General features: G+C 54.7%; 28 protein-coding genes. All 28 read left to right on the forward strand.

Translation table 11 applies throughout. The features are described from left to right. The first annotated feature begins 182 nt into the window (after positions 1–182). The 28 genes from rpsJ to rplQ all read left to right on the forward strand — a co-directional run bounded on the left by rpsJ (position 183) and on the right by rplQ (position 13746). Positions 183–494 carry a 30S ribosomal protein S10 gene (rpsJ, locus tag AC27HQ_RS15235; protein ID WP_028614853.1) on the forward strand — a complete coding sequence of 104 codons (312 nt, stop codon included), beginning with the start codon at positions 183–185 and terminating at the stop codon, positions 492–494. A gap of 92 nt (positions 495–586) precedes the next feature. Then, the gene (rplC, locus tag AC27HQ_RS15240; RefSeq protein ID WP_487157057.1) at positions 587–1222 is read left to right on the forward strand and encodes a 50S ribosomal protein L3; all 636 of its coding nucleotides are present in this window, start codon (positions 587–589) and stop codon (positions 1220–1222) included. A 12-nt stretch (positions 1223–1234) separates the two neighbouring features. Then, entirely contained in the window at positions 1235–1837 is a 603-nt protein-coding gene (gene rplD / locus AC27HQ_RS15245) for a 50S ribosomal protein L4 (protein WP_487157058.1), read from the forward strand. Further along, a complete protein-coding gene (rplW, locus tag AC27HQ_RS15250; protein ID WP_022962873.1) occupies positions 1834–2133 on the forward strand; it encodes a 50S ribosomal protein L23 in 300 nt (99 codons plus the stop codon). The genes rplD and rplW overlap by 4 nt, the downstream gene beginning before the upstream one ends. A gap of 10 nt (positions 2134–2143) precedes the next feature. After that, positions 2144–2968 (forward strand): 50S ribosomal protein L2, encoded by an 825-nt coding sequence (gene rplB / locus AC27HQ_RS15255; protein ID WP_487157059.1) that lies wholly within the window; start codon positions 2144–2146, stop codon positions 2966–2968. A 12-nt stretch (positions 2969–2980) separates the two neighbouring features. Beyond that, positions 2981–3256 (forward strand): 30S ribosomal protein S19, encoded by a 276-nt coding sequence (gene rpsS, locus AC27HQ_RS15260; RefSeq protein WP_487157060.1) that lies wholly within the window; start codon positions 2981–2983, stop codon positions 3254–3256. A 12-nt stretch (positions 3257–3268) separates the two neighbouring features. Beyond that, positions 3269–3601: a 50S ribosomal protein L22 gene (rplV, locus tag AC27HQ_RS15265; RefSeq protein ID WP_022962876.1), complete on the forward strand. Its 333-nt coding sequence runs from the start codon at positions 3269–3271 to the stop codon at positions 3599–3601. An 11-nt stretch (positions 3602–3612) separates the two neighbouring features. Continuing rightward, on the forward strand, positions 3613–4293 hold the full coding sequence (gene rpsC / locus AC27HQ_RS15270; RefSeq protein WP_487157062.1) for a 30S ribosomal protein S3: 681 nt from the start codon (positions 3613–3615) through the stop codon (positions 4291–4293). Between the two features lie 11 nt (positions 4294–4304). Beyond that, a complete protein-coding gene (rplP, locus tag AC27HQ_RS15275) occupies positions 4305–4718 on the forward strand; it encodes a 50S ribosomal protein L16 (protein ID WP_096348041.1) in 414 nt (137 codons plus the stop codon). Then, positions 4718–4909, forward strand: a complete 192-nt coding sequence (gene rpmC / locus AC27HQ_RS15280) for a 50S ribosomal protein L29 (protein ID WP_150302319.1) — start codon at positions 4718–4720, stop codon at positions 4907–4909. Before rplP ends, rpmC begins: the two co-directional genes overlap by 1 nt. A gap of 2 nt (positions 4910–4911) precedes the next feature. Next, positions 4912–5175, forward strand: a complete 264-nt coding sequence (rpsQ, locus tag AC27HQ_RS15285; RefSeq protein WP_487157063.1) for a 30S ribosomal protein S17 — start codon at positions 4912–4914, stop codon at positions 5173–5175. Between the two features lie 42 nt (positions 5176–5217). Beyond that, positions 5218–5586, forward strand: coding sequence for a 50S ribosomal protein L14 (gene rplN / locus AC27HQ_RS15290; protein ID WP_096348042.1), 369 nt, complete (start codon positions 5218–5220; stop codon positions 5584–5586). 11 nt (positions 5587–5597) lie between these two features. Next, on the forward strand, positions 5598–5912 hold the full coding sequence (gene rplX, locus AC27HQ_RS15295; RefSeq protein WP_487157064.1) for a 50S ribosomal protein L24: 315 nt from the start codon (positions 5598–5600) through the stop codon (positions 5910–5912). Positions 5913–5929: 17 nt separating this feature from the next. After that, on the forward strand, positions 5930–6469 hold the full coding sequence (gene rplE, locus AC27HQ_RS15300) for a 50S ribosomal protein L5 (protein WP_487157065.1): 540 nt from the start codon (positions 5930–5932) through the stop codon (positions 6467–6469). 9 nt (positions 6470–6478) lie between these two features. Beyond that, positions 6479–6784 (forward strand): 30S ribosomal protein S14, encoded by a 306-nt coding sequence (gene rpsN / locus AC27HQ_RS15305; RefSeq protein WP_487157066.1) that lies wholly within the window; start codon positions 6479–6481, stop codon positions 6782–6784. Positions 6785–6823: 39 nt separating this feature from the next. Next, on the forward strand, positions 6824–7216 hold the full coding sequence (gene rpsH, locus AC27HQ_RS15310) for a 30S ribosomal protein S8 (RefSeq protein WP_487157067.1): 393 nt from the start codon (positions 6824–6826) through the stop codon (positions 7214–7216). A 12-nt stretch (positions 7217–7228) separates the two neighbouring features. Continuing rightward, on the forward strand, positions 7229–7759 hold the full coding sequence (gene rplF, locus AC27HQ_RS15315) for a 50S ribosomal protein L6 (protein WP_487157068.1): 531 nt from the start codon (positions 7229–7231) through the stop codon (positions 7757–7759). A gap of 11 nt (positions 7760–7770) precedes the next feature. Next, the gene (gene rplR, locus AC27HQ_RS15320) at positions 7771–8124 is read left to right on the forward strand and encodes a 50S ribosomal protein L18 (RefSeq protein WP_487157069.1); all 354 of its coding nucleotides are present in this window, start codon (positions 7771–7773) and stop codon (positions 8122–8124) included. Between the two features lie 10 nt (positions 8125–8134). Further along, positions 8135–8638, forward strand: coding sequence for a 30S ribosomal protein S5 (gene rpsE / locus AC27HQ_RS15325; protein ID WP_487157070.1), 504 nt, complete (start codon positions 8135–8137; stop codon positions 8636–8638). 6 nt (positions 8639–8644) lie between these two features. Next, positions 8645–8827, forward strand: coding sequence for a 50S ribosomal protein L30 (gene rpmD / locus AC27HQ_RS15330; protein ID WP_487157071.1), 183 nt, complete (start codon positions 8645–8647; stop codon positions 8825–8827). Positions 8828–8830: 3 nt separating this feature from the next. Continuing rightward, entirely contained in the window at positions 8831–9265 is a 435-nt protein-coding gene (gene rplO, locus AC27HQ_RS15335) for a 50S ribosomal protein L15 (protein WP_487157072.1), read from the forward strand. After that, positions 9266–10597, forward strand: coding sequence for a preprotein translocase subunit SecY (gene secY / locus AC27HQ_RS15340; protein WP_487157073.1), 1332 nt, complete (start codon positions 9266–9268; stop codon positions 10595–10597). Between the two features lie 24 nt (positions 10598–10621). Continuing rightward, positions 10622–10738 carry a 50S ribosomal protein L36 gene (gene rpmJ / locus AC27HQ_RS15345; RefSeq protein WP_150279295.1) on the forward strand — a complete coding sequence of 39 codons (117 nt, stop codon included), beginning with the start codon at positions 10622–10624 and terminating at the stop codon, positions 10736–10738. Positions 10739–10908: 170 nt separating this feature from the next. Then, positions 10909–11265 carry a 30S ribosomal protein S13 gene (rpsM, locus tag AC27HQ_RS15350; protein ID WP_487157074.1) on the forward strand — a complete coding sequence of 119 codons (357 nt, stop codon included), beginning with the start codon at positions 10909–10911 and terminating at the stop codon, positions 11263–11265. 20 nt (positions 11266–11285) lie between these two features. Beyond that, positions 11286–11675 carry a 30S ribosomal protein S11 gene (gene rpsK, locus AC27HQ_RS15355; RefSeq protein WP_022962893.1) on the forward strand — a complete coding sequence of 130 codons (390 nt, stop codon included), beginning with the start codon at positions 11286–11288 and terminating at the stop codon, positions 11673–11675. A gap of 13 nt (positions 11676–11688) precedes the next feature. Next, positions 11689–12309 (forward strand): 30S ribosomal protein S4, encoded by a 621-nt coding sequence (gene rpsD, locus AC27HQ_RS15360; protein ID WP_487157075.1) that lies wholly within the window; start codon positions 11689–11691, stop codon positions 12307–12309. 25 nt (positions 12310–12334) lie between these two features. Continuing rightward, positions 12335–13336: a DNA-directed RNA polymerase subunit alpha gene (locus tag AC27HQ_RS15365; RefSeq protein ID WP_487157076.1), complete on the forward strand. Its 1002-nt coding sequence runs from the start codon at positions 12335–12337 to the stop codon at positions 13334–13336. 26 nt (positions 13337–13362) lie between these two features. Further along, positions 13363–13746 carry a 50S ribosomal protein L17 gene (gene rplQ / locus AC27HQ_RS15370; protein ID WP_487157077.1) on the forward strand — a complete coding sequence of 128 codons (384 nt, stop codon included), beginning with the start codon at positions 13363–13365 and terminating at the stop codon, positions 13744–13746. Positions 13747–13890: the final 144 nt, after the last annotated feature.

Raw genomic sequence — 13890 nt, forward strand, 5'->3', positions numbered from 1 at the left:
TGTAGTGGCCAAGATTATCGCCTGATAATCTGAAGCCATAGGCAAAAGCCCCCTTTTCAAGGGGGCTTTTGTATTTTGGTTGACACTGGGTTGGGGCATCAGTAGAATTGCGCCTCCCTTGGATGGGCCTACCCGATGTTCGGGTGTGCTCTGAAGAATTGAAGCTTGGAGTTTCTGGTCAAATGCAGAACCAACAGATTCGTATTCGGTTGAAGGCTTTTGATCACCGCCTGATAGATCAATCAACCCAGGAAATCGTGGATACCGCGAAACGTACTGGGGCTCAGGTCCGTGGTCCGATCCCTTTGCCGACACGCAAAGAGCGTTTTACTGTGCTGGTTTCCCCGCACGTCAATAAAGATGCCCGTGATCAGTATGAGATCCGTACCCATAAAAGGGTTCTGGATATCGTTCAGCCCACCGACAAGACTGTCGATGCGTTGATGAAGCTGGATCTGGCAGCAGGCGTTGAGGTTCAGATCAGCCTCGGCTGATAGCCCACACGACGGGGGCTATAAGTCGTGTAACGCCCTGAAATGGGCGGCCATAGCGGGTAATAGCCCCGTGCACTCATGAGGTTTACAAGATGACTATTGGTTTAGTCGGCCGGAAATGCGGTATGACCCGCGTTTTCACTGAAGATGGTGTTTCCATACCGGTTACGGTTGTAGAAGTTGAACCTAACCGCGTCACACAGGTTAAATCCCTGGATACCGATGGCTACCAAGCCGTGCAGGTAACTGTTGGTGAGCGTCGCGTTTCCCGCGTCAGCAAGCCGATGGCTGGGCATTTCGCCAAGGCCAATACCGCGGCTGGCCGTCGCGTCTGTGAATTCCGCTTTGAAGAAGGCGAGTTTGCTGCTGGCTCCGAAATTACCGTTAGCATTTTTGAAGCGGGTCAGATGGTTGATGTTACTGGTCAGTCCAAAGGTAAGGGCTTTGCCGGTACGATCAAGCGTTGGAACTTCCGCGGTCAGGATGCTACTCACGGTAACTCTGTTTCCCACCGCGTCCCTGGCTCTATTGGCCAGTGTCAGACTCCAGGTCGGGTTTTCAAGGGCAAGAAAATGGCTGGTCACATGGGTTCCGAGCAAGTGACTGTGCAGACTCTTGAAATCGTCCGCGTTGACGCTGAGCGCAATCTGCTGCTGATCAGGGGTCCTGTCCCTGGTGCACCGGGTAGCGACGTCATTGTCCGCCCGGCTGTCAAGGCCAAGGGTTAAGGGGGAGTAAGCATGAATCTGAATGTAGCAGGCGCAAGCGCGATCGAAGTTTCCGATCTGACCTTCGCCACCGAGTTTAATGAAACTCTGGTTCACCAGGCTGTTGTTGCCTACATGGCCGGTGGCCGTCAGGGCACCAAACAGCAGAAGACCCGTTCCGACGTATCCGGTGGCGGCAAGAAGCCATGGCGTCAGAAAGGTACTGGCCGTGCGCGTGCCGGTACCATCCGCAGCCCAATCTGGCGCGGGGGCGGAACCACTTTTGCAGCACGCCCACAGAACCATGAGCAGAAGCTGAACAGGAAGATGTACCGTGGCGCTCTGCGCTCGATCCTGTCCGAGCTGATTCGCCTGGATCGTCTGGTTGTTGTCGAGAGCTTCTCTGTCGACGCACCCAAGACCAAGGCGCTGATTGGCAAGCTGAATGAACTGAATCTGGATAACGTGTTGATCGTTACCGACAGCCTGGATAGCAATCTGTATCTGGCTGCACGCAACCTGCCGCACGTCGATGTACGTGACGTTCAGGGTTCGGACCCGGTCAGCCTGATCGCTTACGACAAGGTACTGATCACCGTACCTGCTGTTAAGAAGTTCGAGGAGATGCTGGGATGAACCAAGAGCGCATTTTCAAAGTACTGCTTGGCCCGCATGTGTCCGAGAAGGCTACCGTGTTGGCTGACAGCAAGAACCAGTTCGTGTTCAAGGTGGATACCACTGCGACCAAACTGGAAATCAAAAAGGCTGTCGAGCAACTGTTCAGCGTCAAGGTCAAGACTGTTGCGACCTTGAACGTTAAAGGCAAGACCAAGCGAACCGTTCGCGGCCTGGGCAAGCGTAATGACTGGAAGAAGGCGTACGTCAGCCTGCAGCCTGGTCAGGACATCGATTTTGCCAGCGCTGACAAGTAAGGGGTAAATCATGGCAATTGTTAAATGTAAACCTACTTCCCCTGGCCGCCGCTTCGTTGTCAAGGTCGTAAACTCTGACCTGCACAAGGGTGCTCCTTATGCGCCCCTGGTCGAGAAGCAAGGCAAAACTGGTGGACGTAACAATAATGGCCGCATCACCACACGTCATCGTGGGGGCGGACATAAGCAACACTACCGTCTGGTCGATTTTCGTCGCAACAAGGATGGCATTCCAGCCACCGTTGAGCGTATCGAATACGATCCGAACCGTACCGCGCACATCGCACTGCTGATGTATGCCGACGGTGAGCGCCGCTACATTATCGCTCCCAAGGGCGTATCAGCGGGTGACCAGGTTATTTCTGGTGCCGAGGCGCCGATCAAGCCAGGTAACTCACTGCCGCTGCGCAATATTCCGGTCGGTAGCACCATTCACGCGATTGAGCTGAAGCCCGGTAAAGGCGCTCAGGTTGCTCGCAGTGCCGGTGCAGCGGTTCAGCTGGTAGCGCGTGAAGGTGCCTATGTCACCGTCCGTCTGCGCTCCGGTGAAATGCGTAAAGTGCTCGGCGAGTGCCGTGCCACCCTGGGCGAAGTGTCCAACGGTGAGCACAGTCTGCGTTCCCTGGGTAAGGCTGGTGCCAAGCGCTGGCGCGGTGTGCGTCCGACTGTTCGTGGTGTTGCCATGAACCCGGTAGATCACCCGCACGGTGGTGGTGAAGGTCGTACCTCCGGTGGTCGTCACCCGGTATCGCCATGGGGCTTCCCGACCAAGGGTGCCAAGACTCGGTCCAACAAGCGCACAGACAAGATGATTGTCCGTCGCCGCAGCAAGTAAGGGGATACGACAGTGCCGCGTTCTCTCAAGAAAGGTCCTTTTATCGATCTTCACCTGTTGAAGAAGGTCGAAGTTGCAGCAGAAAAGAACGATCGCAAGCCAATCAAGACTTGGTCGCGCCGTTCCATGGTTCTGCCGCAGATGGTTGGTTTGACCATCGCAGTACACAACGGTCGTCAGCATGTACCGGTCATCATTTCCGAAGACATGGTCGGCCACAAGTTAGGCGAATTCTCTGCAACGCGTACCTACAAAGGTCACGCTGCAGACAAGAAAGCCAAGCGCTAAGGGGTTAGGAAGATGGAAGTTGCCGCTACACATAAAGGCGCCCGCCTCTCTGCCCAGAAAGCGCGTTTGGTTGCCGACCAGATCCGCGGGAAGAAAGTGGATGAGGCCCTGAACCTGCTGAAATTCAGCAACAAGAAGGCCGCTGAAGTCATCAAGAAAGTGCTCGAGTCGGCTATTGCCAACGCCGAACACAATGATGGCGCAGACGTGGATGACCTGAAGGTGTCCACCGTGTTTGTCAACGAGGGTCGCTCTCTGAAGCGCATCATGCCGCGTGCCAAAGGCCGCGCTGATCGCATCGTTAAGCGGTCTTGTCATATCACGGTCAAGGTTGCTGACAAGTAGGAGTCGATCACATGGGTCAGAAAGTACATCCGACAGGCATTCGCCTCGGTATTGTTAAACAACACACTTCGGTGTGGTACGCAGAAGGCCGCACCTATGCGGACTATCTGAATACAGATCTGAAAGTACGTGCGTACGTTCAGGACAAGTTGAAAGCTGCTTCGGTCAGCCGCGTTGATATTCAGCGCCCGGCACAAACCGCCAAGATCACCATTCACACTGCCCGTCCGGGTATCGTGATTGGCAAGAAGGGCGAGGATGTCGAGAAGCTGCGTCAGGAATTGACCAAGCAGATGGGCGTGCCTGTGCACATCAACATCGAAGAAATCCGCAAGCCGGAACTCGACGGTGCCCTGGTAGCACAAAGCGTTGCTCAGCAGCTCGAGCGTCGTGTGATGTTCCGTCGTGCCATGAAGCGCGCCGTACAGAACGCCATGCGGATTGGTGCCAAGGGTATCAAGATTCAGGTTAGCGGCCGTCTCGGCGGCGCCGAAATCGCCCGTACCGAATGGTACCGCGAAGGTCGTGTGCCACTGCACACCCTGCGCGCCGACATCGATTACGCAACGGCTGAAGCCCACACCACATACGGTGTGATTGGCGTCAAGGTTTGGATCTTCAAGGGCGAGATTATTGGTGGTATGCCCGAAGAAACCAAAACTGCCGCTCCCAAGAAAAAAGCTGCTAAGTAAGGGGTACGCACATGTTACAACCCAAGCGTACGAAGTTCCGCAAGCAGATGACCGGCCACAACCGTGGCCTGGCATTGCGCGGTAGTAAGGTGAGCTTTGGCGAATACGCACTGAAAGCTGTGGGTCGTGGTCGTCTGACCGCGCGTCAGATCGAGGCAGCACGTCGTGCCTTGACCCGTCACGTTAAACGTGGCGGTAAGATCTGGATCCGTGTTTTCCCTGACAAGCCAATCTCCAAGAAACCGTTGGAAGTTCGGATGGGTAAAGGTAAGGGTAATGTCGAGTACTGGGTTGCCCAGATCAAGCCTGGCAAAGTCCTGTATGAGATTGAAGGTGTTTCCGAAGAGCTGGCGCGCGAGGCATTTGCCCTGGCCGCTGCCAAGCTGCCTCTCGCTACCACCTTTGTTAAGCGGACGGTGATGTGATGAAAGCGACAGAACTTCGTGAAAAATCTGCCGAGCAGCTGAACGAGCAGCTGCTCACCCTGCTGCGCGACCAGTTCAATCTGCGCATGCAGAAGGCAACCGGTCAACTCGGTCAGAGCCACCTGCTGAAGCAGGCCAAGCGTGATATTGCTCGAGTCAAGACCGTGCTCAACCAGAAAGGTGGTAAGTGATCATGGCCGAGACCAAAACAGTTAGTAGCGTTACTGGCCGCGTGGTCAGTGACAAGATGGATAAAACCATCACCGTGCTCATCGAGCGTCAGGTTAAGCACCCACTGTACGGCAAGTACGTGAAGCGCTCGACCAAGTTGCACGCGCACGATGAGAACAACGAATGCCGCATCGGCGATACCGTCACCATTAAGGAAACCCGTCCCTTGGCCAAAACCAAGAGCTGGACCCTGGTGCAGATCGACGAGCGCGCGGCGCAAGTATAAGCCCCGCGCGTTTAGCGGAATTTTCAAGGGTCGGAGAAAGTTATGATTCAGACTCAATCCATGCTGGAAGTGGCTGATAACAGTGGTGCACGTCGCGTTATGTGTATCAAGGTTCTGGGCGGTTCTCACCGTCGCTACGCCGGCATTGGCGATATCATCAAAGTTACCGTCAAGGAAGCGATTCCACGCGGTAAGGTAAAGAAAGGCCAGGTGCTCAACGCGGTCATCGTGCGTACTCGTCACGGCGTACGCCGTACCGACGGTTCGCTGATCCGTTTCGATGGCAACGCCGCCGTTCTGCTCAATAACAAGAATGAGCCGATCGGTACCCGCATCTTTGGGCCAGTGACACGTGAACTGCGTAATGAGCAGTTCATGAAGATCGTATCCCTCGCGCCCGAAGTGCTGTAAGGAGCCCGGTCATGCAAAAGATTAAACGTGAAGACGACGTTATCGTCATCGCCGGCAAGGATAAAGGCAAGCGCGGCAAGGTCCTCAAGGTCCTGGCTGATCAGCGTCTGCTGATTTCCGGCGTCAACATTATCAAGCGGCACACCAAGCCAAATCCCATGGCTGGTTCGCAAGGCGGTATTGTTGAAAAGGAGGCGCCAATCCACGTCTCCAACGTGGCAATCTTCAACCCTGAGACCAGCAAGGCCGACCGCGTCGGCTTCAAGGTCGAAGACGGTAAGAAGGTTCGTATTTTCAAGTCGACCCAAAAAGCCGTCGACGCTTGAGAATCTAGGTGCTTACCATGGCAAGATTGAAAGAACACTACCGGACTACTCTCGTTCCACAGCTCAAGGAAGAATTGGGCCTGAAGAACGTGATGGAAGTACCGAAAATCACCAAAATCACCCTTAACATGGGTCTTGGTGAAGCTGTTGGCGACAAAAAGATCATCGAAAACGCACTGGCTGACCTGGAGAAGATTTCCGGTCGCAAGGGCATCGTCACTTACGCTCGCAAGTCGATTGCCGGCTTCAAGATTCGTGACGGTTGGCCGATTGGTGTCAAGGTGACTCTGCGTCGTGAGCAGATGTATGAATTCCTGGACCGTCTGCTGGCGATTTCCCTGCCACGCGTTCGTGACTTCCGTGGCCTGAATGCCAAGTCCTTTGATGGTCGTGGCAACTACAGCATGGGCGTCAAGGAACAGATCATTTTCCCGGAAATCGATTACGACAAGATCGATGCCCTGCGTGGTCTGGACATTACCTTGACCACAACTGCACGGACGGACGATGAAGGCCGCGCTCTGCTGCGTGCATTCAAATTCCCGTTCCGTAACTAGGAGTAGGTCATGGCTAAAGTCAGTATGAAGAATCGTGAAGCCAAGCGTAGCCGCCTGGTTGCCAAGTTCGCCGCCAAGCGCGCCGAGCTCAAGGCCACCATCGGTAACGTAAATGCTTCAGTCGAAGAGCGCTGGTCCGCCCAGGTCGCCCTTCAGAAACTGCCGCGCGATGCCAGCCCGGTTCGTCAGCGTAACCGCTGCCGCATCACTGGTCGTCCGCACGGTGTATATCGCAAGTTTGGCCTGAGCCGTATCAAGTTGCGTGAAGCAGCTATGCGCGGTGACGTCCCCGGTCTGGTTAAAGCCAGCTGGTAAACCAGACCTTAATTACTCAGTTTCAGGAGCACAAAGCCCATGAGTATGCAGGACCCGTTAGCAGATATGCTGACCCGCATCCGTAATGCCCAGATGGCTGAAAAGTCCAGTGTCAGCATGCCCTCGGCAAAGCTGAAGGTGGCTGTCGCCAAAGTATTGAAAGAAGAAGGTTACGTAGCCGGTTATGACGTACAGGGCGATGCAAAGCCTGTTCTGTCTATCGAGCTGAAGTACTTCGAGGGCAGGCCGGTAATTGAAGATATCAAGCGCTTAAGCCGTCCCGGTCTGCGCCAGTACAAGTCCGTTGACCAGATTCCTAAGGTCAAGGGTGGATTGGGCGTGTCGATTGTCTCCACCAACAAGGGTGTGATGACTGATCGTGCTGCTCGCGCTGCCGGTATCGGCGGTGAAGTGCTCTGTACCGTATTCTGATAGGGGGTTACGATGTCTCGCGTCGCTAAGAACCCTGTCAAATTACCACAGGGTGTAGAAGTTAAACTGAACGGTCAGGAACTCTCGATCAAAGGCGCCAAAGGCAGCCTGGATCTGAACCTGCACCCTCAGGTTGAGGTTGTCCAGGAAGATGGCGAGCTGCGCTTTGCCGCCCGTGCTGGCAGCGTCAACATGGCCATGGCCGGTACAACCCGCGCCCTGGTCAACAACATGGTTGTTGGTGTGTCTCAAGGTTTCGAGCGCAAGCTGCAACTCGTTGGTGTGGGTTACAAGGCACAAGCCAAAGGGCAGACTCTGTCCCTGGCGCTGGGCTACTCCCATCCCATCGAATACCAGCTGCCGGATGGCGTTACTGCCGAAACTCCGAGTCAGACTGACATCATCATCAAAGGTATCGACAAACAGCTGGTCGGCCAGGTAGCCGCGGAAATTCGTGATTTCCGTCGTCCCGAACCCTATAAGGGCAAGGGTGTTCGCTACGCCGATGAGATCGTGCGTCGTAAAGAAGCCAAGAAGAAGTAGGGCATAGCAAAATGAGCGATAAAAAAGTTATTCGTCTCCGTCGCGCTCGCCGTTCGCGTCTCAAGCAGCGCGAGCTGGAAGCCGTACGTCTGTGCGTGTACCGTTCTTCGCAGCACATGTACGCACAAGTGATCTCGGCTGATGGCGCCAAGGTTCTGGCCAGCGCTTCCACGCTGGACGCCAGTCTGCGCAGTGGTGGCAGCACGGGCAATATCGAAGCTGCCAAGAAAGTCGGTCTGCTGGTTGCAGAGCGCGCCAAGGCCGCCGGTGTAACTCAGGTCTCCTTCGACCGTTCCGGCTTCAAGTATCATGGCCGCGTGAAAGCGCTTGCCGACGCCGCTCGTGAAGGCGGGCTGGAATTCTAAGGGTAGAGCTATGGCTAATTTCGAGCAAAAGCGCGACGAAGGTTACATTGAGAAACTGGTTCAGGTAAACCGCGTTGCCAAGGTAGTAAAAGGCGGTCGTATCTTCGCTTTCACCGCACTGACTGTAGTCGGCGATGGCAAAGGTCGCGTGGGTTTTGGTCGTGGCAAGGCGCGTGAAGTGCCTGCTGCAATCCAGAAGGCCATGGAAGCTGCACGTCGTAACATGATCCAGGTGGACCTTAACGGGACCACTTTGCAGTACCCGGTCAAGGCTGCTCATGGTGCCTCCAAGGTATACATGCAGCCTGCTTCCGAGGGTACCGGTGTTATCGCCGGTGGTGCCATGCGTGCCGTCCTCGAAGCAGCTGGCGTACATAACGTACTGGCCAAATGTTACGGTTCCACTAATCCGGTCAACGTCGTTCAGGCCACATACAAGGGCCTGAAATCCATGCAGTCGCCCGAGTCTGTTGCGGCCAAGCGTGGCAAGACCGTCGAAGACATCGTGGGGTAAGCTGACATGGCTAACGCAACAATTAAAGTGACCCTGTTCAAGAGCGTCGTCGGACGTCTGCCGAACCACAAACTCTGTGTCAAGGGTCTGGGTCTGCGTCGCATCGGCCACACTGTCGAGGTCGAAGATACGCCAGCCGTTCGTGGGATGATCAACAAGGTCTCCTACATGGTTCGGGTAGAGGGTTAAGACATGAAACTGAATGATCTGCGTTCCGCACCGGGCGCCCGTCGCGAGAAGCATCGCGTCGGTCGCGGTATCGGTAGCGGCCTGGGTAAGACCGCTGGTCGCGGCCACAAGGGTTTGACTTCTCGTTCCGGTGGCACAGTAGCCCCTGGTTTCGAGGGTGGTCAGCAGCCTTTGCACCGCCGTCTGCCAAAGTTTGGTTTTACCTCCAAGATTGCCATGGTAACTGCCGAAATTCGTACCAGTGAGCTGAACAAGCTGGACGTTGACGTCATTGACCTGCAGGCGCTCAAGGATGCCAATATCATTGGCAACAAGTTTGTACGTGCCAAGATCGTCCTCTCTGGCGACGTGACCAAAGCGGTCAATGTCAAAGGGCTGATGGCCACCAAAGGTGCGCGTGCAGCAATTGAAGCAGCTGGCGGCAAGTACGAGGAATAAATGGCTAAGCAAGGCGCTCTCTCAGGAATCAAGCAAGGCGGCCTAACGGAATTGTGGGGGCGCTTGCGCTTTCTGTTCCTGGCGATCATCGTGTACCGGATCGGGGCGCATATCCCGGTCCCTGGTATCAACCCTGATCGTCTGGCTGATCTGTTCAGACAGAATGAGGGCACCATACTTAGCCTGTTCAACATGTTTTCGGGTGGTGCCCTGGAGCGGATGAGTATCTTCGCTCTGGGCATCATGCCGTACATTTCTGCATCGATTATCATGCAGCTGATGACGGCAGTGAATCCCACCCTGGAACAGCTGAAGAAGGAAGGTGAGTCTGGTCGACGCAAGATCAGCCAGTACACGCGTTACCTGACATTGGTTCTTGCCTTCATTCAGGCCATCGGCATGTCTGTGGGCCTGGCCAGTCAGGGCGTGGCTTTCAATACCGGGTTTGGTTTCTACTTTATTGCGGTTACCACCTTCGTATCGGGCGCCATGTTCATGATGTGGCTGGGTGAGCAGATTACCGAGCGCGGTATTGGTAACGGTATTTCGATGCTGATTTTTGCCGGTATTGTTGCAGGTCTGCCGAGTGCTGTTGGTCAGTCTTTCGAAGCGGCCCGTCAGGGTGATATCAACATCTTTGCCTTGATTACAATCGCCTTCCTGGCAGTCGCGTTGATTGCCTTTGTGGTCTTTGTCGAGCGTGGCCAGAGACGTATTACCGTCAACTATGCCAAGCGCCAACAGGGTCGCAAGGTGTTTGCCGCTCAAACCAGTCATTTGCCCCTCAAGGTCAATATGGCCGGTGTTATTCCGGCAATTTTCGCCAGCAGCATATTGCTGTTCCCAGCATCATTGGGTACCTGGTTTGGTCAAGGCGAGGGTTTGGGTTGGCTGCAAAGCATCTCCCAGTCTCTGGCTCCTGGTCAGCCTCTGAATATCATTCTGTTTAGTGCGGGGATCATTTTCTTCTGCTTCTTCTATACAGCCTTGATGTTCAACCCGAAGGATGTGGCCGAAAATCTCAAGAAGTCAGGTGCTTTCATTCCGGGTATTCGTCCGGGTGAGCAGTCAGCCCGATACATTGATGGTGTGTTGACACGCCTGACCATGTTCGGAGCCCTGTACATGACCGCGGTGTGTTTGTTGCCGCAGTTCCTGGTGGTATCGGCCAATGTGCCCTTCTATCTGGGTGGAACTTCACTGTTGATCGTTGTTGTGGTTGTGATGGACTTCATGTCACAAGTACAATCGCACCTCGTTTCTCAGCAGTACGAGTCTCTTTTGAAAAAGTCCAACCTCAAAGGCTATGGCGGCAGCAATATGCTGCGCTGAGCTGACAGGTTCTAGGAGTCAGTTATGAAAGTTGGAGCATCGGTCAAGAAGCTTTGCCGTAACTGCAAGATCATCCGTCGCAATGGTAGCGTTCGTGTGATTTGTGCAGCTGAGCCCCGTCACAAGCAGCGCCAGGGTTAATTCCCTAACCGCTCTGATTGTCGACTACGTCTCAGGATAACCGCCACCCGGCCAATTAATGGTCGGGTGGTTGATTTTTATATTTGTTAGCGCTACCCTACTGCACCCTTTTTCACACAACCTGTGAACTTTTGGTTGAGTCAGGTAGCTGTCAGACGGAGTAAATTTGGATGGCCCGTATTGCAGGCGTCAACATCCCGGATAACAAACATACTGTTATCTCTTTGACCTATATCTTTGGTATCGGTCAAACCAAGGCACAGCAAATCTGTGCCGCGACTGGCATTGCGCCAGAAGCAAAAATCAAGGATCTCAGCGAGGAGCAGGTTGATCTGCTGCGCACCGAAGTGGGCAAGTCGAACACTGAAGGTGACCTGCGTCGTGCGATCAACATGAACGTCAAGCGTCTCATGGATCTCGGTTGCTACCGTGGTCTGCGTCACCGTAAGGGCCTGCCGGTCCGCGGTCAGCGCACCAAGACCAATGCTCGTACCCGTAAGGGTCCGCGCAAGCCGATCCGTAAGTAATCGCGAAGGAATATACAGATATGGCTAAGCCTGCTGCTCGTGTACGTAAGAAAGTAAAAAAGACGGTGGTTGATGGGATCGCCCACATCCATGCATCTTTCAACAACACCATCATTACCATTACCGACCGTCAGGGCAACGCTCTGAGCTGGGCGACTTCTGGTGGTTCCGGTTTCCGTGGTTCGCGTAAAAGCACCCCCTTTGCTGCTCAGGTTGCAGCGGAGCGTGCTGGTCAGGCTGCTTTGGAATACGGCTTGAAAAACCTCGACGTTAATGTGAAGGGCCCAGGCCCGGGTCGTGAATCGGCTGTGCGTGCGCTGAACTCTTGTGGTTACAAGATCAGCGGCATCACCGATGTCACCCCCATCCCACATAACGGCTGTCGCCCGCCTAAAAAGCGCCGCGTGTAACCAGGAGACGGAAATGGCTAGATATATTGGTCCCAAGTGTAAACTGTCTCGTCGCGAAGGCACTGACCTGTTCCTCAAGAGCGGCGCCCGCGCCCTCGAGTCAAAGTGCAACCTGGAAACCCCTCCTGGTGTGCATGGTCAGCGTCGTGGTCGTCTCTCAGAGTACGGCACCCAGCTGCGCGAGAAACAAAAAGTACGTCGCATCTATGGCGTTCTTGAGCGTCAGTTCAGCAACTATTACAAGGAAGCTGCCCGTCTGAAGGGCGCAACCGGCGAGAACCTGCTGCAACTGCTCGAGCGTCGTCTTGATAACGTTGTATACCGTATGGGCTTTGGTGCAACCCGTTCCGAGTCGCGCCAGTTGGTGTCCCACAAGGCAATCAGCGTTAACGGCAAGACTGTGAACATTGCTTCTTACCTGGTTTCTCCCGGTGATGTTGTTGCCGTGCGTGAAAAGGCCAAGAACCAGTTGCGAATCAACAGCTCTCTGGAACTTGCTGCCCAGCGCGGTCAAGCCGAGTGGTTGGAAGTTGATTCAGCCAAGAAGGAAGGTGTCTTTAAAAGCCTGCCCTCACGGAGTGATCTGTATGCCGACATCAACGAAAACCTGATCGTCGAGCTCTACTCCAAGTAAGTGACAGACAGCAAAAGGTGCCCCCATGCAAAGTTCGGTTACCGAGTTTCTAACACCGCGTCATATTGACGTACAGGAAACCTCACCCACACGTGCCAAGATCACTCTTGAGCCTTTGGAGCGTGGTTTTGGTCATACCCTGGGCAATGCGTTGCGTCGCATCCTGCTCTCCTCCATGCCCGGTTGTGCTGTGGTAGAGGCGGAAATCGACGGCGTTTTGCATGAATACAGCGCCATTGAAGGTGTTCAGGAAGATGTCATCGAGATCCTGCTCAACCTGAAAGGGTTGGCGATCAAGATGCATGGCCGCGATCATGTGACCCTGACCCTGACCAAAAAAGGTCCGGGCCAGGTGACTGCAGCTGATATTCAGCTGGATCACGATGTCGAGATCATCAACCCTGATCACCTGATTGCAACCTTGTCTGACAACGGTTCGCTGAGCATGAAACTGACCGTGGCCCGTGGCCGTGGTTATGAGCCTGCTGATGCGCGTCAGTCCGATGACGATGAAAGTCGTTCGATTGGCCGTCTGCAGCTTGATGCGACTTATACCCCGGTTCGCCGCGTGGCCTATGTTGTTGAAAGCGCGCGTGTTGAGCAGCGTACCAACCTGGACAAGCTGGTTATCGATCTGGAAACCAACGGTACGCTGGATGCTGAAGAAGCTATCCGTCGTGCAGCGACCATTCTGCAACAGCAGCTGGCCGCCTTCGTTGACCTGAAAGGTGACAACGAGCCTGTTGTTGAGCAGCAGGAAGACGAAATTGATCCGATCCTGTTGCGTCCGGTAGATGACCTTGAGCTGACAGTACGTTCAGCCAACTGTCTGAAGGCCGAAAATATTTACTATATTGGCGATCTGATCCAGCGTACCGAAGTGGAGTTGCTGAAGACCCCGAACCTGGGCAAGAAGTCCCTGACAGAGATCAAGGATGTTCTGGCCTCACGTGGTCTGTCACTGGGTATGCGTCTGGACAACTGGCCGCCTGCAAGCTTGAAGAAGGACGACAAGGTTTCGGCCTAATCGTCTCGACACCGAGGAATTGAGAGATGCGTCATCGTAAAAGTGGTCGTCACCTGAGTCGGACCAGCTCACACCGTAAGGCCATGTTCCAGAACATGGCGGTGTCGCTGTTCGCGAACGAACTGATCAAAACCACTCTGCCCAAGGCCAAGGAATTGCGCCGTGTAGCCGAGCCTCTGATCACCCTGGCGAAGGAAGATACAGTCGCCAATCGCCGTCTGGCATTTGACCGCACCCGCAGCAAAGAAGCTGTTGGCAAGCTGTTCAATGACCTGGGCAAGCGTTATGCAGACCGTCCCGGCGGGTATGTGCGTATCCTCAAGTGCGGTTTCCGCGCTGGTGATGCTGCGCCCATGGCCTACGTCGAGCTGGTTGATCGCCCTGACCTGGCTGCTGCCAGCGAAGAGTGATAGCAACGCGTTAGAAAAAACCGGACCTTGTGTCCGGTTTTTTTGTGCCTTCAGCAGCGCTAGCGCTGAGCCTCAAGCTTCAAGCCTCAAGCTTAAATCCAAAGCCCAAAGCCCAAAGCCCAAAGCCCAAAGCCCAAAGCCCAG

This window comes from Halopseudomonas sp. 4NH20-0008, from assembly GCF_057548395.1.